Annotated in this window: 25 protein-coding genes and 7 tRNA genes; 26 read left to right on the top strand and 6 right to left on the bottom strand. The window is 42.3% G+C overall.

Annotation, left to right across the window (positions count from 1 at the left end):
- Positions 1-92: 92 nt before the first annotated feature.
- The 11 genes from G608_RS0115220 to G608_RS21445 all read left to right on the top strand — a co-directional run bounded on the left by G608_RS0115220 (position 93) and on the right by G608_RS21445 (position 12,862).
- Positions 93-887, top strand: coding sequence for an enoyl-CoA hydratase-related protein (locus tag G608_RS0115220; protein WP_026496733.1), 795 nt, complete (start codon positions 93-95; stop codon positions 885-887).
- Positions 888-945: 58 nt separating this feature from the next.
- Complete coding sequence (locus G608_RS0115215; RefSeq protein WP_026496732.1) at positions 946-1,821, top strand: 3-hydroxyacyl-CoA dehydrogenase family protein; 876 nt, start codon at positions 946-948, stop codon at positions 1,819-1,821.
- A 120-nt stretch (positions 1,822-1,941) separates the two neighbouring features.
- Positions 1,942-3,102: an acyl-CoA dehydrogenase gene (locus tag G608_RS0115210; protein WP_026496731.1), complete on the top strand. Its 1,161-nt coding sequence runs from the start codon at positions 1,942-1,944 to the stop codon at positions 3,100-3,102.
- 38 nt (positions 3,103-3,140) lie between these two features.
- On the top strand, positions 3,141-3,932 hold the full coding sequence (locus G608_RS0115205; protein WP_026496730.1) for an electron transfer flavoprotein subunit beta/FixA family protein: 792 nt from the start codon (positions 3,141-3,143) through the stop codon (positions 3,930-3,932).
- A 173-nt stretch (positions 3,933-4,105) separates the two neighbouring features.
- Entirely contained in the window at positions 4,106-5,152 is a 1,047-nt protein-coding gene (locus tag G608_RS0115200) for an electron transfer flavoprotein subunit alpha/FixB family protein (RefSeq protein WP_026496729.1), read from the top strand.
- A gap of 170 nt (positions 5,153-5,322) precedes the next feature.
- On the top strand, positions 5,323-6,456 hold the full coding sequence (gene mtnA / locus G608_RS0115195) for an S-methyl-5-thioribose-1-phosphate isomerase (RefSeq protein ID WP_026496728.1): 1,134 nt from the start codon (positions 5,323-5,325) through the stop codon (positions 6,454-6,456).
- A gap of 274 nt (positions 6,457-6,730) precedes the next feature.
- Entirely contained in the window at positions 6,731-9,253 is a 2,523-nt protein-coding gene (locus tag G608_RS0115190; protein WP_026496727.1) for a DUF342 domain-containing protein, read from the top strand.
- 2 nt (positions 9,254-9,255) lie between these two features.
- Complete coding sequence (locus tag G608_RS0115185; RefSeq protein WP_026496726.1) at positions 9,256-10,398, top strand: HD domain-containing phosphohydrolase; 1,143 nt, start codon at positions 9,256-9,258, stop codon at positions 10,396-10,398.
- A gap of 11 nt (positions 10,399-10,409) precedes the next feature.
- Positions 10,410-10,796: a diacylglycerol kinase gene (locus G608_RS0115180; protein ID WP_330367057.1), complete on the top strand. Its 387-nt coding sequence runs from the start codon at positions 10,410-10,412 to the stop codon at positions 10,794-10,796.
- Positions 10,797-10,836: 40 nt separating this feature from the next.
- Entirely contained in the window at positions 10,837-11,124 is a 288-nt protein-coding gene (locus tag G608_RS0115175; RefSeq protein WP_026496724.1) for an A24 family peptidase C-terminal domain-containing protein, read from the top strand.
- Positions 11,125-11,158: 34 nt separating this feature from the next.
- On the top strand, positions 11,159-12,862 hold the full coding sequence (locus tag G608_RS21445) for an AarF/UbiB family protein (RefSeq protein WP_081677456.1): 1,704 nt from the start codon (positions 11,159-11,161) through the stop codon (positions 12,860-12,862).
- A gap of 91 nt (positions 12,863-12,953) precedes the next feature.
- Here G608_RS21445 and G608_RS0115165 read toward each other — a convergent pair.
- A tRNA-Arg gene (locus tag G608_RS0115165) sits at positions 12,954-13,027 on the bottom strand.
- Between the two features lie 311 nt (positions 13,028-13,338).
- On the opposite strand from G608_RS0115165, the gene G608_RS0115160 reads away from it, so the two are divergent.
- The 10 genes from G608_RS0115160 to G608_RS0115110 all read left to right on the top strand — a co-directional run bounded on the left by G608_RS0115160 (position 13,339) and on the right by G608_RS0115110 (position 18,100).
- Positions 13,339-14,508, top strand: a complete 1,170-nt coding sequence (locus G608_RS0115160; RefSeq protein ID WP_026496723.1) for a THUMP domain-containing class I SAM-dependent RNA methyltransferase — start codon at positions 13,339-13,341, stop codon at positions 14,506-14,508.
- Positions 14,480-15,556 (top strand): N-acetylmuramoyl-L-alanine amidase, encoded by a 1,077-nt coding sequence (locus G608_RS0115155; protein ID WP_081677452.1) that lies wholly within the window; start codon positions 14,480-14,482, stop codon positions 15,554-15,556. The genes G608_RS0115160 and G608_RS0115155 overlap by 29 nt, the downstream gene beginning before the upstream one ends.
- Positions 15,557-15,583: 27 nt before the next feature.
- Positions 15,584-16,183: an XTP/dITP diphosphatase gene (locus G608_RS0115150; RefSeq protein WP_035795876.1), complete on the top strand. Its 600-nt coding sequence runs from the start codon at positions 15,584-15,586 to the stop codon at positions 16,181-16,183.
- Positions 16,176-16,667 (top strand): metallophosphoesterase, encoded by a 492-nt coding sequence (locus G608_RS0115145; RefSeq protein WP_026496720.1) that lies wholly within the window; start codon positions 16,176-16,178, stop codon positions 16,665-16,667. Before G608_RS0115150 ends, G608_RS0115145 begins: the two co-directional genes overlap by 8 nt.
- Positions 16,668-16,833: 166 nt before the next feature.
- Positions 16,834-16,907 (top strand) — tRNA-Pro (locus G608_RS0115135).
- A 25-nt stretch (positions 16,908-16,932) separates the two neighbouring features.
- Positions 16,933-17,003, top strand: a tRNA-Gly gene (locus G608_RS0115130).
- A 647-nt stretch (positions 17,004-17,650) separates the two neighbouring features.
- A tRNA-Arg gene (locus G608_RS0115125) sits at positions 17,651-17,724 on the top strand.
- A gap of 37 nt (positions 17,725-17,761) precedes the next feature.
- Positions 17,762-17,835 (top strand) — tRNA-His (locus G608_RS0115120).
- Between the two features lie 83 nt (positions 17,836-17,918).
- Positions 17,919-17,990, top strand: a tRNA-Gln gene (locus tag G608_RS0115115).
- A 37-nt stretch (positions 17,991-18,027) separates the two neighbouring features.
- Positions 18,028-18,100, top strand: a tRNA-Lys gene (locus G608_RS0115110).
- 39 nt (positions 18,101-18,139) lie between these two features.
- On the opposite strand, the gene G608_RS21440 is transcribed toward G608_RS0115110, so the two are convergent.
- Genes G608_RS21440 through G608_RS0115095 form a run of 3 tightly spaced genes read right to left on the bottom strand, consistent with a single transcriptional unit; the run spans position 18,140 to position 19,366 of the window.
- A complete protein-coding gene (locus tag G608_RS21440; RefSeq protein WP_196810218.1) occupies positions 18,140-18,460 on the bottom strand; it encodes a hypothetical protein in 321 nt (106 codons plus the stop codon).
- Positions 18,414-19,181, bottom strand: coding sequence for a hypothetical protein (locus tag G608_RS0115100; protein WP_026496719.1), 768 nt, complete (start codon positions 19,179-19,181; stop codon positions 18,414-18,416). The genes G608_RS21440 and G608_RS0115100 overlap by 47 nt, the downstream gene beginning before the upstream one ends.
- Positions 19,178-19,366 carry a hypothetical protein gene (locus G608_RS0115095; protein WP_026496718.1) on the bottom strand — a complete coding sequence of 63 codons (189 nt, stop codon included), beginning with the start codon at positions 19,364-19,366 and terminating at the stop codon, positions 19,178-19,180. Before G608_RS0115095 ends, G608_RS0115100 begins: the two co-directional genes overlap by 4 nt.
- Before the next feature lie 109 nt (positions 19,367-19,475).
- On the opposite strand from G608_RS0115095, the gene G608_RS24620 reads away from it, so the two are divergent.
- Positions 19,476-19,721: a helix-turn-helix domain-containing protein gene (locus G608_RS24620; protein ID WP_026496717.1), complete on the top strand. Its 246-nt coding sequence runs from the start codon at positions 19,476-19,478 to the stop codon at positions 19,719-19,721.
- Between the two features lie 60 nt (positions 19,722-19,781).
- On the opposite strand, the gene G608_RS24615 is transcribed toward G608_RS24620, so the two are convergent.
- The gene (locus tag G608_RS24615) at positions 19,782-20,069 is read right to left on the bottom strand and encodes a DUF2688 domain-containing protein (protein ID WP_442852231.1); all 288 of its coding nucleotides are present in this window, start codon (positions 20,067-20,069) and stop codon (positions 19,782-19,784) included.
- 70 nt (positions 20,070-20,139) lie between these two features.
- Here G608_RS24615 and G608_RS0115085 point away from each other — a divergent pair, with 70 nt between their 5' ends.
- Both G608_RS0115085 and G608_RS0115080 read left to right on the top strand, forming a co-directional pair.
- Positions 20,140-20,514, top strand: a complete 375-nt coding sequence (locus tag G608_RS0115085) for a nucleotidyltransferase domain-containing protein (protein ID WP_026496716.1) — start codon at positions 20,140-20,142, stop codon at positions 20,512-20,514.
- Positions 20,515-20,580: 66 nt separating this feature from the next.
- Entirely contained in the window at positions 20,581-21,657 is a 1,077-nt protein-coding gene (locus tag G608_RS0115080; RefSeq protein ID WP_051209404.1) for a PDDEXK nuclease domain-containing protein, read from the top strand.
- Between the two features lie 155 nt (positions 21,658-21,812).
- On the opposite strand, the gene G608_RS0115075 is transcribed toward G608_RS0115080, so the two are convergent.
- Positions 21,813-23,507, bottom strand: a complete 1,695-nt coding sequence (locus tag G608_RS0115075; protein WP_026496714.1) for a M3 family oligoendopeptidase — start codon at positions 23,505-23,507, stop codon at positions 21,813-21,815.
- Between the two features lie 240 nt (positions 23,508-23,747).
- Between G608_RS0115075 and G608_RS0115070 the strand changes: the two genes are divergently transcribed.
- Together G608_RS0115070 and G608_RS21435 are read left to right on the top strand one after the other, a co-directional pair.
- A complete protein-coding gene (locus G608_RS0115070; protein WP_026496713.1) occupies positions 23,748-24,299 on the top strand; it encodes a GNAT family N-acetyltransferase in 552 nt (183 codons plus the stop codon).
- Between the two features lie 439 nt (positions 24,300-24,738).
- On the top strand, positions 24,739-25,752 hold a 1,014-nt coding region (locus tag G608_RS21435), incomplete at its 3' end, for a hypothetical protein (protein WP_035795873.1).

Genomic DNA, 25,752 nt, shown 5'->3' with positions numbered 1-25,752 from the left:
GCTTATTACACGTTTTAATGAAATTGAAGTTTTAGCTCGGATTTAGGTTTCCGGGTTATACTTCACAAAACAATATCAAGGAGGAAAAGAAAATGGGATTTGTTAATGTTGAAGTAAAGGATAAGATCGCTGTCCTTACAATCAACCGCCCTGAAGCACTCAATGCTCTTAACAGTGCAGTACTTGATGATCTTAATGCTGCTCTTGATAGCATTGATGTTAACACAGTAAGAGCTCTTGTTCTTACAGGTGCAGGCGAAAAGTCATTTGTAGCAGGTGCAGACATCGGAGAGATGAGTACTCTTACAAAGGCAGAAGGCGAAGCTTTCGGTAAGAAGGGTAACGATGTTTTCAGAAAGCTGGAGACATTCCCTATTCCTACAATCGCAGCAGTAAACGGATTCGCACTTGGCGGCGGATGCGAGATTTCTATGAGCTGTGATATCCGTATTTGTTCAGACAATGCTATGTTTGGTCAGCCTGAGGTTGGTCTTGGCATCACACCCGGATTCGGCGGAACACAGAGACTTGCTCGTCTCGTAGGCGCTGGAATGGCTAAGCAGCTTATCTATACAGCACGTAACATCAAGGCTGATGAAGCTTTCAGAATAGGTCTTGTAAATGCAGTTTATACTCAGGAAGAGCTTCTTCCTGCAGCTGAGAAGATGGCTAACACCATCGCTGCTAATGCACCTATCGCAGTTCGTGCTTGCAAGAAGGCTATTAATGAAGGACTTCAGCTTGATATCGATAAGGCTATTGAGCTTGAGGAGAAGATCTTCGGCGATTGCTTCGAGACAGAAGATCAGCGTGAAGGTATGGCTAACTTCCTTCGCAAGAAAGATGATCCTAAGAAGGTTAAGGTTGTTGACTTTAAGAATGCATAAAGCATGATCATCATTCGAAGATTAAGATTAGATAAATAAAGATTAGGAGGACATATAAATGAAGGTAGCAGTAATTGGCGCAGGTACAATGGGCGCAGGCATTGCGCAGACATTTGCACAGGCAGACACAGTAGACAAGGTTTATCTGTGTGACATTAAGACAGAGTTCGCAGAAGGCGGCTTTGCAAAGATCAAGAAGAGCATCGATAAGATGGTTACAAAGGGAAAGATCGATCAGGCAAAGGCTGACGCTATTCTCGGCAAGATCACAACAGGTCTTAACGATATCTGCTCAGATGCTGATCTCGTAGTTGAGGCAGCTCTTGAGGTTATGGATATCAAGAAGAACCTTTTCAAAGAGCTTGAAGAGAACATCGTAAAGAATCCTGATTGCATCTTTGCATCTAACACATCATCTCTTTCAATCACAGAGATCGGTGCAGGACTTCCGAAGCCGGTTATCGGCATGCATTTCTTCAATCCCGCTCCTGTTATGAAGCTGGTTGAGGTTATCCAGGGTGCTAACACACCTGAAAGTGATGTTGAGAAGATCAAGAAAATCTCTGAAGATCTTGGAAAGACTCCCGTACAGGTTAATGAGGCAGCTGGTTTCGTAGTAAACCGTATCCTTGTTCCTATGATCAACGAAGGTATCTTCGTATATTCAGAAGGCGTTTCAGATATCCAGGGTGTAGACACAGCTATGAAGCTTGGCTGCAACCATCCTATGGGACCCCTTGAACTGGGCGACTACATCGGACTTGATATCGTTCTTGCAATCATGGACGTTCTCTACAAAGAGACAGGCGATTCCAAATATCGTGCTTGCCCTCTTCTTCGTAAGATGGTTCGTGGTAAGAAGCTTGGTGTTAAGACTGGTATCGGTTTCTACGATTACAGCGATGGCGGCAAAGTACCCACTGACAAGAAATAATACGCTTACTTATTCCTATTAAGGAATTAAATCGCCTGATAAAGCCTTCTCCCAGAGGGAGAAGGTGTCAGCGAAGCTGACGGATGAGGGCATTAAGAATACGAATGGAGGATTTTTTTCATGGATTTTCAGTTAGATCAGCAACATGAAATGGCGAGATCTCTTTTCAAAGAGTTCGCAGAAAAAGAAGTAAAACCCCACGCAATTGACGTGGATGAGACAGAGAAGTTCCCTACAGAGACCGTTAAGTTAATGCAGAAGTACGGTTTCATGGGAATCCCGATTCCGAAGGAATACGGCGGACAGGGTTGTGATCCTCTTACATACGTTATGTGTGTAGAGGAGCTTGCAAAGGTTTGTGGTACAACAGCAGTTATCGTATCTGCTCACACATCACTTTGCTGCGATCCTATTCTCACATATGGTACAGAAGAGCAGAAGCAGAAGTACCTTGTTCCCCTTGCAAAGGGTGAGAAGCTCGGTGCTTTCGGTCTTACAGAGCCCATGGCTGGTACAGATGCTCAGGGCGTTCAGACCAAGGCTGTTCTTACAGAAGATGGAAAAGAATGGGTTCTTGACGGATCCAAGTGCTTCATCACAAACGGTAAGGAAGCTGATGTTTATATCATCTTCGCTTACACAGATGTAGTAGAAGATAAGAAGGGTAGAAAGCAGAAGAAGTTCTCAGCATTCATCGTTGAGAAGGATACACCCGGATTTACATTTGGTACAAAGGAAAATAAGATGGGTATCCGTGGATCATCCACATACGAGCTCATTTTCCAGGATTGCCATATTCCTGCAGAGAACCTTCTTGGCGTAAGAGGTAAGGGCTTTGCAATCGCTATGCACACACTTGATGGTGGACGTATCGGTATCGCTGCTCAGGCTCTTGGTATCGCTGAGGGTGCTCTCGACAGAACAGTTGAGTATGTAAAAGAGAGAAAGCAGTTCGGCAGAGCAATCGGTGCTTTCCAGAACACACAGTTCCAGCTTGCTAACATGGCTACACAGTGTGAAGCAGCAAGACTTCTTGTTTATCAGGCAGCTGATGCTAAGAAGAACAAGGATTACTACGGAATCGAAGCTGCTAAGGCTAAGCTTTTCGCAGCTGAGGTTGCTATGGATGTAACTACAAAGGCTGTACAGCTTCACGGTGGTTATGGTTACATCAGAGAGTACGAAGTAGAGCGTATGATGCGTGATGCTAAGATCACAGAGATCTACGAGGGTACATCTGAAGTTCAGAGAATGGTTATCTCTGGTGCGCTTCTTAAATAAGAGTAATCACTTCTAATTTTTGATAAAGGAGAATACAAATGAAAGTTGTAGTTTGCATAAAGCAGGTGCCCGACACAAAGGGCGGGGTTAAGTTTAAACCCGATGGAACACTCGACAGAGGAGCAATGCTTGCAATCATGAATCCTGATGACAAAGCAGGTCTTGAGGCAGCTCTTCGTCTTAAAGATGAATACGGCGCAGAAGTTACTGTTGTAACCATGGGTCTTCCCAAGGCAGAGGCGGTTCTTCGTGAGGCTATGGCTATGGGTGCTGACAAGGCAGTTCTTGTTACAGACCGTGTACTTGGTGGTGCTGACACATGGGCAACATCTTCCACAATCGCAGGCGCACTCAGAAACCTTGAGTATGATCTTGTAATCACAGGCCGTCAGGCTATCGATGGTGATACAGCTCAGGTTGGTCCTCAGATATCTGAGCACCTTGGACTTCCCGTAATTTCTTACGCTGAGGAGATCAAGGTTGACGAGAAGGCTAAGACAGTTGTTGTTAAGCGTCAGTTCGAGGATCGCTATCACATGGTAGAGGCTAAGATGCCTTGCCTTATCACAGCTCTTGCAGAGCTTGGCGAGCCCAGATACATGACACCCGGCGGAATCTTCGATGCATTCGAGAAGGAAGTAACCGTTTGGGGAAGAGCAGACCTTAAGGATGTTGAGGATTCTAACCTTGGTCTTAAGGGATCACCTACTCAGATCGCTAAGGCTTCTGATAAGGTAAAGAAGGGCGCTGGTGAGAAGATCGTTGCTGATTCAGCAGACGAAGCAGTAGATTATCTGTTTGGCAAGCTTGAAGAGAAGCATATCATCTGAGAACCTGCGAGCCGCGCAGTAATTTTTTGAAAGACAAAATTCTGTGCTTGCACAAAGAATTTTGGATTGAGAAAAATTGATATGTGGCGAACAGCCACAACGAGGAAATGCGTAGCATTTTCGAGTCTGCGCGTTCCAAGATGTGAATTAATAGATTAAAAGGAGAACAAAACATGTCTTTAGAAGAATATAAGGGTGTATTTATATTTGCTCAGCAGGTAGACAATGAGCTTTCAGGTATTGCATTGGAGCTTCTGGGCAAAGCAAAAGATCTTGCAAATGATCTTGATGAGAAAAAAGTTACAGCAGTTCTGCTTGGTGACAAGGTTGGTAACCTGGTAGACACACTTGCTGAGTACGGCGCTGACCGTGTAATCGTTGTTGATGATCCTGAGCTTAAGGATTATCGTACAGAGCCTTACACACACGCTCTTGCATCAGTTATTAATGAGTACAAGCCGGAAATCCTTCTGGTTGGTGCTACAGCAATCGGTCGTGACCTTGGTCCTCGTGTATCTTCACGTGTTCACACAGGTCTTACAGCTGACTGTACACAGCTTGATATCGGTGACTTTCCGCTTAACGCAGTTGAGGGCCAGGAGCAGAAGCATAAGCAGCTCCTTATGACACGTCCTGCATTCGGTGGTAACACAATCGCTACTATCGCTTGCCCTGACTTCCGTCCTCAGATGGCAACAGTTCGTCCCGGCGTTATGCAGAAGATCACTCCTGTAAAGGGTGCTAAGGCTGAGGTTGTTGAGTACAATCCCGGATTCGAAGAGAACGCTTGCTATACAAAGATCCTTGAGATCGTTAAGGCAGTTTCAGAGGTTGAGGATATCCAGGAAGCTAAGATCCTTGTATCTGGCGGACGTGGTGTTGGAAGCCCTGAGAACTTCAAGCTCCTTGATGACCTTGCAAAGGTTCTTCACGGAACAGTATCATGCTCACGTGCAGTTGTAGATTCAGGCTGGAAGCCGAAGGATCTCCAGGTTGGTCAGACAGGTAAGACTGTTCGTCCTAAGGTATACTTTGCAATCGGTATCAGCGGAGCTATCCAGCACGTAGCAGGTATGGAAGAGTCAGATCTCATCATCGCTATCAACAAGGATGAGAACGCTCCTATCTTCGACGTAGCAGATTACGGCGTAGTTGGCGACCTTAACAAGATCGTTCCTGCACTTACAAAGAAGCTCGAGGCAGCTCTCGCAGCTAAATAATTAAAACGGGCAAACGCAAAAAATATTAGGTTGACTACTTCAAAATTGATTTGATGTAGTCAACCTTTTTATTTATCAGTGGCTGCCGACTAAAGCACTATCGAAATCGGAGTTGAATTCTGTTAATATATAGTCTATATACTTTGTATTTTTAAGGAGATTTTTGATTAATGAAAAGTATTCTGGATTACGAGACAGTGTCACTTATAGATGAGGATGACGCTTTAGAGATTATAGATCAGACAAAGCTTCCGGGCACTATTGAGATTATCCGCCTTCATACCGGGGAAGAAATCTGGAACGCAATTTACCTTCTGCAGGTAAGAGGCGCACCGGCTATTGGTGTTGCTGCAGGCTTTGGGCTTTATGTACTTATGAAGCATTCGAAGGCAGAAAGCTATGATGAGTTTATGAAGGAGCTTAAAGAAAAAAGCGATTATCTGAATTCTTCAAGGCCTACCGCTGTTAATCTTTCATGGGCCCTTAAGCGTATGGAAGAGCATGTGAAGACCGTTGCAAAAGATGAGCTGGGTCTTGAACTTAGCGAAAGCGGAGAGGTTGCTACAGCCAATGCTGAGGCTTTTGACAGAGAAAAGCTTATTACAGCCATGCGGGAGGAATCTGAAAAGATTAAGGCTGAAGATATCGATGTCTGCAGAAGAATCGGTGAAAACGGACTTACGCTTATAAAGGACGGCTACGGCCTTCTTACACACTGCAATGCGGGACAGCTTGCTACCTGCAAATACGGAACTGCGACAGCTCCCATGTATCTTGCTCATGAAAAGGGTATGAATATCAGAGTTTACTGCGACGAGACAAGACCTCTTTTACAGGGGGCAAGACTTACAGCCTTTGAGCTTCACAGTGCAGGAATCGATACAACACTTCTTTGTGATAATATGTCTGCTTCACTTATGAAGACAGGGGCTATTGATGCTATTTTTGTTGGCTGTGACAGAGTGGCTGCTAACGGCGATGCGGCTAATAAGATTGGCACAAGTGTTGTTGCAACCGTTGCAAAGCATTATGGAATCCCTTTCTATGTATGCGCTCCCACATCTACCATCGACATTAACACTAAAACCGGAGACGCCATCAATATCGAGCAGAGAAAAGCGGAGGAAGTTACGGAGATGTGGTACAAGGAGCGAATGGCTCCTGAGGGTGTAAAGGTATATAACCCTGCTTTTGATGTAACGGATCATGAATTGATAACGGGAATCGTTACAGAATATGGCGTACTTCGTGCCCCATACGATGAAAGCATAAAGAAAATTTTTGAAGAGAATAAGAATAAGTAAAAGTTATCGCACGTCTTGATGCTGCTTTGGCAGCATAGGTGTGCGATTTTATGTATAGGGCCTGACAAGATTTTTGTGCTTGGGAAAAATTAGTTAATTAGTTTAATCTGGGCCAAATTGTACGGCTATACTTATAAAATATCCATAAATTCGCGCAATTTCGTTGAGAGTGATATTTTTAGGTGATAAAATGAATATGAGTTATTGTAGATATTAATGGGCTTTTGCGTGTAGAAATTCATTATCGCTTTAAATATTTGATGGGGATCCGTAAATGGCTGTTGTTGCTGAAGATGAGGATAAAACTTTATATGCACCCGATCTGATATCTAACGAGATGCTGCTTCTTAGGAAGCATGGATTTGATACAAACCTGCTTGAAGGTAAACGTTTTAATATCTATCAGCTTGCAGAGATAAGAAAAGGTCTTGAGACAGGGGCAGATGTACTGGAATATCTGGACCCTGAGCTTCCATGGAATGAAATGGAAGAGATCCGTCTTGAACTGCAGTCCGGTATAGATATGTCAATGTACAGGGATGCAGGTTTTGATATTATGCAGCTTGCAGAAATACGTGAGGGGCTACAGGCTGGGCTTGATGTTACAGAGTATGCAAGGCCTGAGTTTTTCGCCGATCAGATGCGCCAGATAAGGCTGGGGCTTCAGTCAAACGTTCCGATTATTTTTTATCAGAATCCTAACTATAACTGGCTGCAGATGGCTGAGATTCGTATAGGTCTGGAAAATGGCACAGATATATCCAAATTTGCGACAGTGGATATGCCCTACATGAAGATGCGCGTAGTAAGAGAGAGTCTAGAGGACGGACTTGAGCTTGATGATAATCTTGTAAGGCGCAAGGACGCTGCTACTCTTGAGCAGATCCATCTGGCTTACATAGATAAGATAGATATTGATGCGTACATTAAAAAGAATTTTGATGCCGAGCAGCTTGAGCAGGTAAGAAAAGCCAAGATGGCCGGTATTGAGGACATAGATAAGTATTTTCTTTTCGGAATGCGCGGAGAATGTATGCATGAGGTTTTGCTTGGACTTGAGCAGAACCTTGATGTCAGCGTGTATGCAGACGAGCAGTACAGCTGGAAACAGATGAAGGAGCTGAGACTTGGACTTGAGCATCAGGTGGATGTGACGGTTTATGCAAAGCCACTTTATCGTGCAGATCAGATGCGTGAGATCAGGCTTGGCCTAGAAGCCAATATTGATGTTAGTAAATATAGCAGCATGGTTCATCCTGCCCAGGAAATGCGCATTATGCGAGAGTGGCTGGAGGATGGAAAGGTTCTTCCCAGTAACCTCAGTAAGCTTTTTACAGGTCAGCTCCAGGAAGAAATGGAAAGGCCTGCTGATGAAGAAGTTAAGGCGTGGCAGTTTTTACAGACAGAGGAAGGCCGCCTCATTGATATCTCAGAAGATATGATGAAGGTGTATTTTACAATACCTGTCGGTACAAAGGCCGCCAAATTTACAATTGAATATATCGCCAAGCTTCTTTACATGGCAAGGGTTCGCCGTGGAATCAGTAAAAAAGTTTTAACAGAGATGATTGAAAACAAAAAGTTCGGCGTAAAGACACTGGTAGCTAGCGGAAGAGAGCCTGAAAACGGCAAGGATGGCTATTATGATTATCTTTTACAGCTGGGCGAGAGCATACTTCCTGACATGGAAAGCTCGGATGGGGCAGATTTTTCCAAGGTAAAGATATTTGATGAGGTAAAGCTTGGAGACAAGCTGGCTATATATCATCCGGCAACTGCAGGGGTTGATGGTTTTGATGTAACCGGAAAGATTTTAAAGGCTAAGCCCGGCAGAGGAAAGCCTATTTTAAAGGGGCACGGCTTTATGCTCCTGGCCGATAAGCAGACCTACGTATCATCGACTGCCGGTGTTGGAAGAATACATAGCGGAGAGATATGGATAGATAAGGCCAAGGTCTATGAATCTCTCGTAAATGTAAGAGATAAAATAAGCTACGACGGAACCATCTGGGTAAAGGGCGACATTGAGAATGCATACGTTCAGGCAAAAGGCGACATTGTCGTTGATGGTAGCGTTACCTGTTCGGATTTAACCGCCGGGGGACGAATTGTTGTAAGAAAAAGCATTGTTGGAAATCTCAGTGAGAGGACCAGCATAACTGCAAATGGTATTGTTGCTGCGGCACATCTTGATAATGCCGATATAAAGTGCAGAGAAGACCTTATATCCAATGACTGCCTTAATTGTAATGTATCGGCCGGTGGAAAGGTAATAATGCTTGGAGACAGGGGCCTTATAAACGGCGGAAAGGTAACCTCTCTTAAGGGCATAGAAACGGCGGTTCTTGGTAGTAAGACGGTTAAGGAAACGCTTATAAGAACAGGTATTACGGAAGACCTTGACTATGAATATAAAGAACTCATGAGAAAGCTTTCCAGAACCTATCAGGAGATTAAGATGTACGAAGGACAAAGAGCCAAGCTTGCATCCTTTAACGATACCACTAACAAGCAGGCTCTTCAGGTTAAGATTAAGATAAATGCTGAGTCAGCGATAAAAGAGGCGGAGCTGGAGAGACTTAATAAGCGCAAAAAAGAGATAGAGGATGAGATGGCTGCAGTTAAGGATTCCAAAGTACTGGTATCAAGATTGGTATTCGACGGAACGGTTGTTATGATGGGCAGCAGAGTGCTTAAGTTGAATGACATTTACGAAACGACCAAAGGAATCACCTTCAAGACCAAGGATGGCATGGTTGTAATGCTGGATGGCGAGAAAACTGTAGCGAGGAGTTAAAGGTGGCAGATAAGAGCATACTTATTGTAGATGATGCGGAAATAAACAGAGGTATTCTCAGCGAGATCTTCAAGGAAGAGTATGATGTTCTTGAAGCCGAAAATGGCAGAAAAGCGCTTGAGATAATAGCTGCAAAGAAGGATAAGCTTGCTGCGATCCTTCTTGATATTGTAATGCCTGAAATGGATGGCTACAGACTTTTGGAGAAACTGTCTGAGTATAAGATTCCCGCTAAAATTCCTGTACTTATGATAACGGCTGATGGAAGTACGGACGCAGAGAGAAAATGCTATGAGAAAGGTGCTGCGGACGTTATTCACAAACCTTTTGATTCAATGGTAGCAAAGCACAGGGTTATGCGTTCAATCGAACTCTATGAGAGCAGACGCGGCCTTGAGCAGAAGGTTACCGATCAGACAAGGGTCCTTAAAAAGCAGTTTATGGTCCTTAAAAAGCAGGAGGAAAGACTCCGCGAGACCAATGCCAGGATTATTGATACCATCTGTACAATCGTGGAATTCCGAAATCTTGAATCCGGATATCACTTAAAGAGGATTAAGGGATTTGTTCAGATTCTGGCAAATACTGCAATGAGGAATTATCCTGAGTTTGGACTTACGCCTCACAAGATTGAGGTAATAACAAATGCAAGTGCAATGCATGATATCGGAAAAATAACTGTCCCTGACTCCATTCTTTTAAAGCCCGGAAGACTTACAGCTGACGAATTCGATATCATGAAGTCCCATACGACAAGGGGCTGCGAAATAGTTAAGATGCTGGCAGATTTGCAGGACAAGGAATACCTTGAGGTCAGCTACGATATTTGCAGACACCATCATGAAAAATATGACGGTAAGGGATATCCGGACGGTCTAAAGGGCGAAGAGATATCTATTGCTGCACAGCTGACATCCCTGGCCGATGTTTATGATGCACTTGTAAGTGATCGTGTATATAAATCGGCATTTACGCCTAGCAAAGCCTATGAAATGATAAAGAACGGTGAGAGTGGTATCTTTTCCACCAAGATGCTGGCATGCTTTGACATAGCAAGACCTGAGATGGAAGCCATGGTTGCAAGGACCAAGGCAGAGGAAGAGGCCAATGCGGCAGCAGGCGGCGCAGGAATGATGAGCCAGTGATTACTGAAAATATGGACATGGAAAATAATTCGACAAGAAAAAATAAGTTATATAAGAGCTTTGGCTACGCGTTTGCAGGCATAGGAAATACGATTCTCCATGAGAGAAATATGCAGATCCATTGCATGGTCACGGTACTTGTGGTGATTTTTGGATTTATACTTCACATTTCACTTATTGAATGGCTGTTTTGCGTTTTGCTTTTTGCTCTGGTAATGAGCCTTGAGCTTGTAAATACGGCCCTTGAAGCGGTGGTTGACCTTGTTACACAGGAAAAAAAGCCACTTGCCAAGAAGGCCAAGGATGCTGCGGCGGGTGCTGTTTTAATGAGTGCCATAATGGCTGCAATTATAGGCGGGATAATATTCTTTCCCAAATTGTGGGTGCTGATATTCTGACATTTGCATGAGGGAGAGTTATATAAAGGAGGATGAAAACATGGATATTCTTACTGATGGACTTAAGAAGATTTTGCTTGCAAGCGTAGGAGCAGTTGCTCTTTCTGCTGAAAAAGCAGGTGAGATTCTTAGCGAAATGGTTGAAAAAGGAGAGATTACCGTTGAGCAGGGAAAGGCTCTTAATCAGGAGCTTAAGCGCACGGTAAAGGAGTCTACTGAAAAGAAGGACGAGGAGAAAAAGGACCTCTCCAAGGTTGTTGAGGGACTTTCAGCAGAGGAGCTTGCAAAGCTGAAGGAGCTTATAGCTGCTGCTGAGAGCAAAGAGTGAGCAAATGGCGGATTTAACGGATCTGGTAGGGAAAATGCGACAGATAGCCGACGCCCAGGCAGATAAGGCGGAGGAATTAAAACACGCAGATTCCGAAGAAAAAAGTAAAGAGAAAAATGCAGAAGACAGCGCGAGGTTCAAAGAAATCCGCGCTGTTCTTGCAAGAAATAAAATAACAAGGGGCATATCTCCCGAGAAGCTGAGAATTATTCTTGAGGAGCTTGGCCCTACTTATATTAAGCTTGGGCAGATAATGTCGATGCATTCTGACATCTTGCCGAAGCGCTATTGTGATGAGCTTTCCAAGCTGAATTTTGATGTACCACCCATGCCTTTTGATGAAGTGATCGAAGTTATTGAGGAGTCCTATGGATGTCCTTATACGGATATTTATGAGTGGATAGAGGAGGATACTCTCGGGTCAGCTTCCATAGCTCAGGTTCACAGGGCAAAGCTTAAAAATGTCGAGAATAAAGAAGGCATAGATGATGTTATCATCAAGGTGCAGAGGAAAGGCGTCTATGAAATCATGTCAAGGGACATAAGCCTTCTCCATCGCCTTGTAAAGCTGATGCCACCTGTCGGTGATCTGAAAAACATTGTGGACCTTGATATGGTCCTTGACGAGATGTGGGCAGTAGCCAGAGAAGAGATGGACTTTTTCCAGGAAGCCTGCAATATGGCTGAGTTTGCCAGGAATAACAAGGACATTCGCTATGTTGGCTGCCCTAAGATGTTCCCTGAATACTCTACGGATAAGGTTCTTGTCATGGAATACATTCACGGATGTTCCATTGATGATGTGGAATACCTTACGGCCCACGGCTATGACCTTGATGAGATAGGCGAAAAATTTGTCAATAATTTTATCAAGCAGGTCATGAACGATGGCTTTTTCCATGCGGATCCCCATCCGGGAAATGTAAAAATCCGGGATGGCAAGATTATCTGGATTGATATGGGTATGATGGGCAGACTTTCCGAAAAGGACAGGCGCATTATGGTGAGAGGTGTGCGCAGTATAGCCCTTCATGATATACAGGCTGTAGTAAATGCAGTACTTGATCTTGGCTCTGTAACAGGAAAACCTGACAGGGATAAGCTCTATCAGGAAATTAAAGGCTTCATAGATCAGTATGGTTCTGTGTCCTTTGGCAGCCTTGATATCGCATCAGCGCTTCAGTGCCTCATGGATATAATGAAGGAAAACGGAATAGCACTTCCGCACGGAATGACAATGCTGTGCAGAGGACTGGCCCACGTTCAGGGCGTTCTTGCAGCCATCAGCCCGGATATAAACATGATGCAGATAGCCACATCCCGCATAACGGATGAATTTATTGAAAACATGGATTTAAAGGAAGAGATGATGAAATATGGTCGCGCACTGTACCGCGCCGCCGATAAGAGCATCGAGCTTCCATCCCTTACTGCCCAGGCCATGAAGGAATATCTGGCAGGTCAGAGCAAGGTAAACCTTACACTGAATACTTCAAGAGAACTGAATGAACTGATATATTCATCCATCAGAAATGTGGTTATTGGTCTAGGAGTAGCAGCACTCCTTATATCATCAAGCATAATGTGTCTTACCCAGATGAAACCACAGATATTCGGAATACCGCTCCTTGGAGCCCTTGGCTTTTCTTTCGCCATGGCTGTAAGTGGTTTTCTTGTAATAAGGAATATTGCCTTGAAAATAGCAGCACGTCGCCGCCACAGGCATAAGAAAAAATAAAACGCGAAGCGGAGAACGATTATTGTAAGGTCTTTCACACACGCTAATAAAAAAGCAGCCATGGCATTTGCCATAGCTGCTTTTTTATTAGCGTGTGTGAAAGGATTCGAACCCTCGACCTTCTGGTCCGTAGCCAGACGCTCTATCCAGCTGAGCTACACACACATATGCACCTTATTTGCTGTGCAACGAAGATAATTATAACATCAAAATAGGAATTGTCAACACAAAATTATTATATCACAAAATTTTTTAAAAATCCCCTATTAATGGGAGGAGACCGGCATGGGTGGGGACGCCATACCGGTCATTAAGAAAAGGAGATTGTCCTTCTTTTTTACATTATTTATATCGTCATCACTTTGAAAAACTTTAGAGTAGATTTTAAATTTTTTTGAAATTAGACAAACTACGGATTTTTATTGTATCATATTACGGATTGTATATATTTTTATGTTTTATGAAAGAGATTGATAATGCAGAGATTTGATCTTATTGCTCCGTGCCATTTTGGGCTGGAGGCAGTTTTAAAAAAAGAAATTATAAACCTCGGTTATGAGATAGTGGAGGTTTCGGACGGAAGAGTTACCTTTGCGGGAGATCCGGATGCGGTAGTTCGTGCAAATATCGGACTTAGAACTGCAGAGAGAGTTCTTATAAAGGTTGGCTCATTCCGTGCAACTACCTTTGAAGAGCTTTTCCAGGGAACCAAGGCGCTTCCCTGGGAGGAATTCGTCCCTAAGGATGGTAAGTTCTGGGTAAAGAAGGCAAGTAGTGTAAAGAGCAAGCTTTTTAGCCCCTCGGACATTCAGTCCATCATGAAAAGGGCCATGGTTGACAGGCTTTCAGATATTTATCATATCAGACGTTTTGAAGAAAGCGGCGAAAGCTTTCCTGTAAGAGTTTTCCTTTTAAAGGATGAGGTTACGGTAGCACTTGATACCACAGGAGATTCCCTTCATAAGAGAGGATATCGTAAGCTTGAAGCCAAGGCTCCGATTGCTGAGAATCTTGCGGCAGCCCTTTTGATGCTTACACCCTGGAGAGCCGACAGAATCCTGCTTGATCCCTTTTGCGGAAGTGGAACCTTCCCTATAGAGGCTGCCATGATAGCGGCAGGAATAGCGCCCGGTATGCATAGACATTTTACGGCTGAAAACTGGACTCATATCATAACACCTGATAATTGGCGTGATGTGCGGGAAGAGTGTGCAGAAGAGATAAACATGGATATTGAGACTGATATTCAGGGTTATGATATAGATCCGGATGTTATTGAAATTGCCAGAATCAATGCACAGAAGGCAGGAGTGGATAAGCTTATCCATTTTCAGGCAAGAGACGTGGCAGATCTTAGTCACAGGAAAAAATACGGCTTCATCATCACAAATCCGCCCTATGGTGAGAGAATCGGTGAGGAGGCTGAACTTCCTGCGCTTTACAGAACGCTTGGAGAGCGGTACAAGGCCCTTGATTCATGGTCCATGTATCTCATTACAGCCTATGAGAAGGCAGAGCGCGATATAGGACGAAAGGCAGATAAAAACCGTAAGATATATAACGGTATGATTAAGACATATTTTTATCAGTATATGGGACCTAAGCCTCCCAGAAGAAATGAAACTAAGGGTGACAGAATTGATTGATAACAGATTAAAAAAGACTGCTATTTATACAGCTATTTTTGCAATCATATCATTTGGAATTATGTTCTACAGAGCGGCCACCAAAAGCATTCTTATTGCAGAAGCCACTCAGGAAGAGACACGGGCAGTGGTAAGCACAGAATCTTTTGAACTGAAAATAAGCCCGCCTGCAGGAGGAAAAGGTGAAGGAACGCTTGTTATTCCACTTGAAGCAGGTGTGAGCTCGGATCTTATAACCTTTGAAGAAAAGCATTCAGAGCACAAATTTCTTCTTTTTATTAAAGGAAGAAATCCGGAGTTTTATCATCAAAACAGTATTATTTCCGATCTTACAATGATAACAGGTGCTACCTGCAAACCATTAAATGACAGTGGTAATGTTTGCCTTGAATTCAGTTTGGACGGACTATATGAAAATGCGACGGAGCTTGGAGATTCTGAAATAACAGTTTCTTTTAATACCCCCGAAGGCGTATATGAAAATGTTGTGGTTATAGATCCTGTGGATGATATAGGATTAAAACTTATTCCATATATAAAGAAGATAATGGACAATGATGAGTCCATTAAGGTTTTCTACACAAGACAGTCTGATGATGCTGTAACTACTGAGGATATCGAGTCTTTAATTGCAGATTCTGCTGCAGATCTGTATGTTCAGGTGGGTACACAGGACACCAATGCGGAGGATGCAGGAATTCGTACATTTTATAACGGGCAGTTTTTTATAAGAGAATTTGGTAATATCAAATTCGCAGATACTATGGAAAGATGTACTGCTCAGGCAGCATCGGCCAATGCCCTGGGGCTTGAAGAAGTGCCCCGTGATAACGATAGAATAATGAACGCTGTTATTCCATCAGCGTTTGTTTCAATAGGAAATATAAACAGCCCTGATGACAGCAAGCGCTTTGGACAGGATTCTTATATAGAGAATTGTGCTACAGGAATCGTAGACGGTATAAAGGCTTCTTTTCAGATAATAAATCCTACTATCGAAAATGAAGAACCTGATGCTTTGCAGGGCATTATAAACGGAAATCAGTAAAGAGAATGTTATTTTACGGAGGAGATTATGAGAATAGTATTTGCAACTGGCAATAATGATAAAATGCGTGAAATTCGTCAGATACTCGGAGGCTTTACAGAGGATATTGTTTCCATGAAGGATGCGGGCATCGATATTGATATCGTCGAAGATGGTTCTACCTTTGAGGAAAATGCCATGATAAAAGCAAGGGCTGTTCATGAGCACTGCAAGGATGCAATAGTTCTTGCCGATGATTCCGGTCTTGAAATTGATTTTCTGAACAAAGAACCCGGAATTTACTCTGCCCGCTATCTTGGCAGAGAGACACCTTATCCTGAGAAAAATGCGATCATTCTTGATAAGCTTAAAGATGTTCCTGATGAAAAGCGCTCAGCCAGATTCGTGTGCGCTATAGCTGCTTGTCTTCCCGGAGGTGAGGAGATTGTGGTAAGAGGTACCATGGAGGGTAGAATTGGCTATGAAATAGCCGGAGAGAACGGATTTGGATACGATCCGATATTTTTCCTGCCCGAGTATGGAAAGACCTCCGCAGAGCTCCTTCCTGAGGAGAAAAATGCTGTTAGCCACAGAGGTAAGGCTCTTAGAATGATGGAAGAAAAGCTGAAGGAAATTTTTAATGCATAAGATATTGGTAGTAAGCGATACACATCGCAAGGACGAGAATTTTTACAGAGTATTGGATTTAGAAAAAGATGTTAATCTCATAATTCACTGCGGAGATACAGAAGGCTCTGAAACTCAGATGCAGCAGCTCAGTACAGCTCCTATGAGGATCGTTAAGGGAAATAATGACTTTTTCAGTAACCTCCCGGATGAGCAGGAATTTGAAGTGTGGCCCCACAGATTTTTCGTTACTCACGGACACAGATATCTTGTAAATATGGGAAGTACTGACATCAGACGAGAGGCTCTGGTACGCGGGGCAGATGTGGTGATTTATGGACATACACATAAGCCTGTGGCAGCGGAAATTGACGGAATATATGTTTTTAATCCCGGGAGTCTTTCATATCCGAGGCAGGAGGGAAGAAAACCTTCTTATCTGATTCTTACTATTGATGATGAGGGAGAGCTTACCTACGAGATAAAATATCTTGATATTTTATAAAAATCAGAGAGATTTAGTGGGTGAAAATCCGCATGGTTACTGGGCGACAGCAGATTTTAAAAAAAATAATAAAAAAATTTTAGAAATAGTGTTGACAATGTGGTGAAAATCATTATATAATTCTTCTTGCGTTGCGGGTCCGGTAGTAAACAGAACGCTTCCAAGACGGGGTGTGGCTTAGCTTGGTAGAGCGCCTGGTTTGGGACCAGGAGGTCGCAGGTTCGAATCCTGTCACCCCGATTAGCAGTAACGCAAAATAAGACATGCGGGTGTAGTTCAATGGTAGAACACCAGCCTTCCAAGCTGGATACGTGGGTTCGATTCCCATCACCCGCTTACAAAATACTCCTCAGGATTTATCCTGAGGAGTATTTTTGTAAGCGGGGGAGACCTCGAACCCAGGGTTCGAGTCTCCGCTTCGTGTCTACACTCCGTTCCGGTCGTTGCTGAGCAGAGGTCCCCCGGACCTCTAGCAACGGTCGTTGCTAAACGCGTGCCACCGGCACGCAGCAACCCATCACCCGCTTTTGGAATTACTTCAGAGGAGTATTTTTGTAAGCGGGGGAGACCTCGACTCCAGGGTTCGTATCTCGCCTGCCGGGTCTTCACTTCGTTCCGGTCGTTGCTAAACGCGTGCCACTGGCACGCAGCAACCCATCACCCGCTTTTGGAATTACTTCAGAGGAGCATTTTTGTAAGCGGGGGAGACCTCGACTCCAGGGTTCGTATCTCGCCTGCCGGGTCTTCACTTCGTTCCGGTCGTTGCTAAGCAGAGGTCGGCGGCAAAGATGAGCGCCACTGGCGCTTAACAAAAGAGAACCTCGAACCCAAAGTTAGAGTCTCTGTTTAAATCGGCTGTATAGCGCTCGGTTACTGGCTTTTTAAAAGCTTAATAAAAGTTTTTTGAAAAATTTAAAATTTATTATTGACAGCATATGATCTCTCATATATAATCTGTAGATGTCGCTATGAGTTGCGATTATGTGTCCGTAGCTCAGCTGGATAGAGCAACGGCCTTCTAAGCCGTGGGTCGGGGGTTCGAATCCCTTCGGGCACATTTAAGACTAAGACTTGATCTTAGTCTTATCTATATGGTGGGTATGGCGCAGTTGGTTAGCGCGCCAGATTGTGGTTCTGGAGACCGTGGGTTCGAGTCCCACTATCCACCCTTTTTTATTTAGGGCGGTAATTCGATATTTAAAAATGACTTAATTCGGGTTATCATTAAGTAAGCACATCTGCTGTGTATGATGGGCTATCGCCAAGCGGTAAGGCACAGCACTTTGACTGCTGCACTCGTGGGTTCGAATCCCGCTAGCCCAGTTTTTGATATATCACTGCTAAGGCAGTTCATATATATGAGATACTAGCTCAGTTGGTAGAGCACTTGACTTTTAATCAAGTTGTCGTGGGTTCGATTCCCACGTGTCTCATTAGCTTAATGGGTCTGAGATGTAGATAATATCTGCGTCTCAGATTTTTTTATTGTCAAAAAAATTGATTACCAAACGCTTGTTATGATTACCATTTTTCTGCCCGCGTTTTCTCTTGTTTAATGTCTCACGAGCAGTCCTCATATTTGAAGAAGTGAAGTAGTTCTGATTGATAGTCTGAGGGCTGTTACCGAAGATCATGGAAGCCATATAAGCATCTCCACCCGACTCGTTGATAAAGTCAGTGCAGGCATTTCTACGGAAAGCATGAGGACCACGGATGATTCCTTCCTGAGTCTGTATACCAAGAGATTTACACATCTTTCTGTAGCACTCGTATACTGCATGGCTTGTCTCCATCCTTACAGACAAGAGCATCCGCTATGTCTGTTACTGCTTTTAACCTATCCGTTTCGGTTACAGGGCGGTCAGTTCTATGCATTCTATAGAAAACATCCCAACCATAGCTTTTACGATTTGAAGGTTGAACAACATGTACAATGGGATTGCAGCCAACAAAATAATCTTTTTCTGAAATTCCTAAAAGCTTCTGGTATAATTCTCCCTTAATATCTATCAGTGCCCAGTTTAAGTAGGATTCTTTTTTGGATTGAATCATGTTGTAAAAGTTTAAATATAAGAAGTTTAGTAACATGACGCTTTTGCCAGATCCAATGTTTCCTATGGTAAAGATGTTTGCTCCATCCTGCTTTATCGGAGAAGATATATAGCTCTTACCAGTTTTTCCAAGGCCAAGATTTCTGGGTGCCTTCGAGATTAGCTCGGGGGATACTGACGGATACATGGCGTGGTACCTTTCATTAGAGTAATTGTTCTGAGTAATGTTGATACCTAAAGCATCTTTAAACCCAAAATCATTGAACCCTCTTTTATGTCGTTTGAAATTTGTATATGTGACTTTCACTGGAATAAAGATAGCTGTAAGCCAAAACCAATACTCTTTTATAGTAAAGGATTTCTCAACGGACTGTGCTATATATGGGAATACCGTATGAATTATTACAAGTACAAAAGCATAGAGCCAGAGACCAGTATACCAAATACAATTTCGCAGAGTCATGATTTACTATCCCTCTTACAATTCCACGGCTGACATATATTATCCATGACACGGCCATTATCAATAGCCTTATGCGGATCCATATGCATAACTGCTGATGTTATGTCGTTTAGCTTGTCGGCTGAAATATCGGGATCGACCGCGATTATGGCAGTGTATATTATTCCTCTAAAATATGTAAGCATTATAAATACCTCCAGTTATTTTCTTCTTTAATATGTATTATCCACGAAATTTCCATATTATATATGACGCTTCTAATACCTTTTAAATATATGAAAGGCGGTATAATATATGTCATTTTCTATATTATTACGAAGACAGCGCAGAAAACGCGGGATGACACAGCGAGATTTAGCCGCTGCCATGATACGAGCTGAAGGAATGGAGCCATTCGATGACCTTATGTTGGTTGATGCCAATAGGCAACGAATTATGAAATGTGAAAATAACAAAAGTGAGCCACGACTCACTGACATCATTTTGGTAACTCGCGCGTTGGGATGTCGCTTTGAAGAGCTTCTTGATGCAACTCCCTAAAATTTCATAAAAAATGAAGGCTGCTCACAAAAAGTGAACAGCTTACATTTGGGCAAACCTTCAATAAAATCGATTACCGGATAGATACTTTGCTTGGATGTCTTTGCCTATATCCATTAGCATTTCCAAATTTTCCTTATTGCTAATGCAGTCTCTGCAAATACCTTGATATTTATGCATGGTTTCTAAGCTGCCATTGATAGGATTTGCCAGTGTATAGAGTTCTTTGCCGCAGCGTCTACAACGTGTTTTTACTAGCTGTTTAATATTATTATTCTCCTTTCGGCTTTTCACTTTCGGCTTTTCCGACAAAAGGATATTCCGTTTTTGTCTAGAGGAGTGTAACATTAAAGATACTAAGAGCGTACATTATTCTTTAATATATTTTTGTGTTTTAGTATTTTGACGGAGATGATTTATGTGTAAAGTAACTGAAATGACATTGGACAATAGAACAGTCAATGTTGCTGACATAAAGCATAAATATATTAGTAATATTGTTGATTCAGCTAAGAAGTGTAGTTTTATTGATAAGATTATTCTATTTGGATCAAGTATAGATGAACGTTGTACCGAAGATTCAGATATAGATCTTGCAATTTTTGGAAATCAGACAAGGTATAAATGTCTGAATTCGAAAGAGTATAGGCAATTTGCAGAGAATCTGTATTCTTTTGATAATTTTAGCCAATCTTATGATTTATTGTATTTCAAGACAGGGAATACATATTCAGGACTTATTATAAATGATATCAATAATGGGGAGGTCCTTTATGTCAGGGAAGGCGAATAACTGAAAATGGTTGATGTGGGATGTCTGCATGACAGTTAGTTGAGCCCTATGATGAGTGAGTAAATTATGAAAAATAATAATTCAATTAAAAATACTATAGTAGCAGATGATGAATATTACAAATGGATTGAGAATATTAGCGTAAGATATAAGAATAGTCAGATTAAAGCTGCCGTTTCGGTAAATAAAGAACTGATAGCTTTTTATTGGAGCCTCGGAAAGGACATTGTTTCCCTTGAAGCTGAAAAGAAATATGGAAGTGGTTTTTATGAGACTTTAAGTAAGGATTTAAAGAAAAAGCTTCCCGGAATTAAAGGCTTTGCGAGTTCTAATCTTCGGTATATGGTTAAGTTTTATAATTTATATTCAACAACAAATTTCCCACAAGTTGTGGGAAAAGCGAAAGACAACAATTTCCCACAACTTGTGGGAGAATTATCTTTGGATGAATTGTTTGGCGTTCCGTGGGGGCATCATCGAGTAATTATAGATCGATGCAAGGGTGATAGCGAAAAAGCAAGTTTCTTTGTAAGAAAAACAATCCAAAACAACTGGTCCAGAGCAGTTCTTGAAAACTTTTTGGATACTGATTTATTTGCAAGACAGGGAAAAGCAATATCGAATTTTGAGTATGCTTTACCTGCACCACAGAGTGATCTTGCTCAAGAAATGACAAAAGATCCATATAATTTTGATTTTCTTGCAATCCGGGAAGATTATGATGAAAAGCAATTAAAAGATGCATTGGTAGAAAATGTTATTAAATTTCTTCTGGAATTGGGTAAAGGGTTTGCTTTCGTGGGAAGGGAGTATCCGTTACCAATAGATGGAACGGAGGAATATATCGATCTTTTGTTTTACCACTTATGGCTACACTGTTATGTTGTCGTTGAAGTTAAGGTAAAAGCATTTAAAGCCAGCGATATAGGTCAAACAGCAACTTATGTTGCAATAGCTGATGATTTAATTAGAAGAGAAGGAGATAACAAGACAATCGGATTAATTATATGTAAGAGTAAGAATAATATTCTTGCGAAATATTCTGTAAGTACTTCAAATGAGCCAATAGGAATATCCGAATATGAGTTGTCAAATCTGCTTCCTTCGCCAGAAGAGATAGAGCAAAAACTTAGTATGGATTGATTACCAAATTGATTACCTTAAGACACGACCGATGTGCGGGAAGCTCCTTCCTTACTGGATTTCTTAAAAAAGATTAGGTGGGTTCGATTCCCACGTGTCTCATTAGAAAAGACCGTTCAGTCGATTGGCTGAACGGTCTTTTTTGTTTTCTGATTTTATTCCATGTAACGTTTTTCTAGTTCTTCGATTACGTGACTTGTACTTTTCTCAACTGTTCCATCTTCAAAAGGACTTAGGAGGTTTCCGATTTTCAGAAGTTCAAGGTATCCTTTGGTTCCGCCTGCGCGGCAAAGGCTAAGGTAATCCTCCCAGGCTGCCTTTCTGTCCTCTTTCATGCGACCATAATACTGGAGAGCACAAATCTGAGACATAGCATATTCAATATAGTAGAAAGGATAGAGGAATATGTGCTGCTTCTGCATCCAGAATCCACCGGCCTCCAAAAATTCATTTCCGTCATAATCACGCCAAGGCATGTATTTCTGTTCGATCTCGTGCCAGGTTCTTTTCCAGTCAGCAGCTGTGTATTCAGGATGTGCATAAACCTCATGCTGGAATTCATCAACGCTTACCAGATAGGGGATAGTACAGAGCGCTCCCATGAGATGGGAAGTAATATACTTTTCTGTATTTTCACCAAAGAACAGCTCCATCCAGGGATATGCAAAATGTTCCATGGACATGGAATGTATCTCGTTAATCTCAGCTGTTGAGCCGCGGAGTGCATCCACCTTAATTGATCTCATGGCAAGATAGCCCTGAAATGCATGACCTGCCTCGTGGGTAAGGACATCTACATCTGCTGAGGTTCCGTTGAAATTACTGAATATGAAGGGAGCCTTGAAAAGAGGCATGGATGTCATATATCCGCCCATACGCTTACCGGGTCTTGTCTCTAAGTCAAAGAGCTCGAACTCCTTCATGAAATCAAAGAATTCTCCGGTCTCGGCACTCATCTCGCGGTACATTTTCTGTGCTTTGTCCACCAGCTCCTTTACAGTTCCGATGGGTGCTGCATTGCCATCAGGGTAATTCAGCTCTTCATCATAATAGTAAAGCTTATCAATGCCAAGCTTCTCCTGCTGTGCCTTGCGGATCTTTGCAACAGCGGGGGTTATAATCTCTCTTACCTGCTGACGGAATTTTGCTGCATCTTCCTGTTTGTAATCAAAGCGGTTTCTGCTGATATAGGCCATATCAGTAAAGCTTTTAAAGCCCATTTTATGAGCCATTTCGGTACGAAGCTTTACCATTTCTCCATATTGTTCCTCAAGCTTAGGACTGATCTTTTCATAAAGTGCAGCCCAGGCTTCAAAGGCTTCCTTGCGCTCTGCACGGTCTGTGCTCTGCATGTGCTTAAGGAGTCCGTAAAAATTACATTCCTCTCCTCTGAAATCTGTCACTGCCTCAGCAGTTGTCTTGCTGTATTCCTGACCAAGCTGTTCGCAGCGTATTGTCTCAGGAATGATCTTTTCATCGCTGGTCATTAAAGAAGCATCCAGCTTTCTAAGGAGCTGAGCGCCAAATTCAACCTCAAACTCGGGTCTGAATTTCGACTGTGTAAGGGTCTTCTGAAAAGCGTTGTACTGAGGGATAGTATTGGCAAAGGCTTCCTGAAGCCATCTGACTTCACCTTCGTAAAACTCATCCTTCATATTGATGGTATTGCGCACATAAGCAAGAGTGTACATTGTTTCATCTGCCTGCTCGCGCTCCTGCAGAGAATAATACGCGTCTTTAACCTCCTGATAGCTCTTGGCTTCGAGAATCTTTGCAGTAGCATCTTCGACTGCTTTTTTAAGCGCCTCAACATCCGGGCGCTTGTATTCAATCTCGCTAAATTTAACCATTTATGCATCATCTCCTTTTGTTATTTGAACCTGCTGAAGTTGTATTGTTTACAGGTCATAGTTAATTTATATATGAATCATATAAAATCATACAATATGAAGACTTAAAATGCCAAAGTGAATTTATCCGGTTTCCGGGTAAAGCAAAATCAACAGGCCAGAGTACTGGACACTTTCCTGCTTTTAGAATATTATGATTTATTAAAAAAGCCGCGCTATGTGGTAAGTGGGGAGGTAGGTATGAATAAGATTGGAACAAAAACAATTGAGACGCCAAGGCTGATCCTTCGAAGATTTAAAGTAGAGGACGCAGAGGATATGTTTAACAACTGGGCCTTTGATTCTGAGGTTACAAAGTATCTGACATGGGCTACTCATACCAGTGTTGAAACCACAAAAGCTCTTGTAAGTGACTGGGTATCGAAATATGAGGATGGCGGTTATTTTAACTGGGCAATAGAGCTTAAGGAAACAGGCAGCGTTATCGGCAATATATCAGTTGTGCACTTAAACGAAAATACAGAAGCCGCTGATATGGGCTACTGCATGGGAAAAGCCTTCTGGGGTAGAGGCCTTATGCCTGAAGTATTGAAAGCAGTTATGGATTATCTTTTTGATGAGGTAGGGCTTAACCGAATTGCTGCCTGTCATGATATAAACAACCCGAAATCAGGCCGCGTAATGGATAAGGTCGGAATGAAGCAGGAGGGAATCCTTAGAGCTGCAGGGAAAAACAACTGCGGTATCTGTGATGAAGTCTGGCATTCAATGATCCGTGCGGACAGAACCTAATGATTTGTCTTTACTGATAGTATCTCTGAGAAAATGTCAGTAATACCAGCCTTTTTGAATTAACATATGCTGTAAAAGTTTTATCCGTTTCTTTTTTTAAGGTTGTAGCCAGATAACTTATATTAATGGAAAGTCCAAGAACTGTATTCATCAAGCATTGGTATAAGTATGTAGTGGCATTCCTAAGTTTTTAGATGGAAAATATAGTGGAGAATATCAGGAAAAAATGATAAAAGTATTTATGGATAATCTAAGATAAAAATCGAATAATTGTATATGAAAAAGTAGAGGCAGCATCTTAGTTTTGAGGTGCTGTTTTTTTTATTATAAAATTGTGATTACATAATTGACAGTGCTATTGTCAGAGCGTACGATTGTTTATGGGATTCTGCATTTTGGGGTACCGGTGAACATTGTTGTTTTATGATGGAGGTAAAGTATGAGTTCGAAGGGGTTACTTGTACAGACGTCTTATGCAGCTTCAGCAGATCTGAATGCAGCTGCCAGATGTCAGGAAAATGAGGAAAGTATTAGTCTGAAGGGAAAATCCACAGGACAAAGAGGTAATTTTAGTAGCACAGCACAGGGATTTAGTGCACTTAGGGCAATGCTGTTTATGATGCTTGCAGCGTTTATTTTTGTTGCATTTCCTGGAAAGATGGTAACAGTTATTGCTGCCAGTAAAGGGCCATATACTGTAACAGAAGATACGACAATTGATGCTGCTGTTTTTTCGCGAGATGACCTTTATACAGAAGTCAGGATTAAGAATGGTGCGAAGGTTACGGTAGAAGGAAATGTCCTTTCAAAAATTCCGGTAATTATTGAGAATGAGGGAAAACTGACTGTATCAGGAAACTATATTCAGCAGGCTAACGGATTTGAACCAGTAGGTATAGACGCAGAAGTACAAATTGACGGAGATTTTTCAGTAGTCAATAGTGGGGTTATCTGGAATAACGACGAAACTATAACAGTAAGTATTGGTGGAAATTTTCTGTATAACTCAACATCCAGTACACAGCTCAATGCTGCGAAATGGAAAATAAAAGGGAATGTGACTCACAGTACGGATAAGAATGGAGGCGTATACTTTAACAAGTTATATCTTATCGGTGATAGCGAACAGACTCTCTGTGTAAAATCAGGTACTGGCATAAACGCATTGTATATGGAAAACAGTAATAAGCTTAAGGTTCCAGCAAATCTGAACGCGGTCATATGCAGTAATGTTGATATTACAGCCGGAGCAGACACTGTAATAAATAAAATGACAATAAGTGAAGGCAAGAAGGTAAACTTTGAAGGAGACTTTACTGCAGAAGGGGATGTAAAAGTAAATAATCGGGCAGAACTCCGTGTAACAGGCGACTATTTGCAGAAAAACGGTGTTTTCGAGCCAGTGGGAACTGATGTAATAGCAGAAATTGATGGAAGCTTTTCGGTAATCAAT

Source organism: Butyrivibrio sp. WCD3002 (genome assembly GCF_000424265.1).
Lineage (GTDB): Bacteria > Bacillota > Clostridia > Lachnospirales > Lachnospiraceae > Butyrivibrio.
This window is presented reverse-complemented; position numbering and strand designations above follow the sequence as displayed.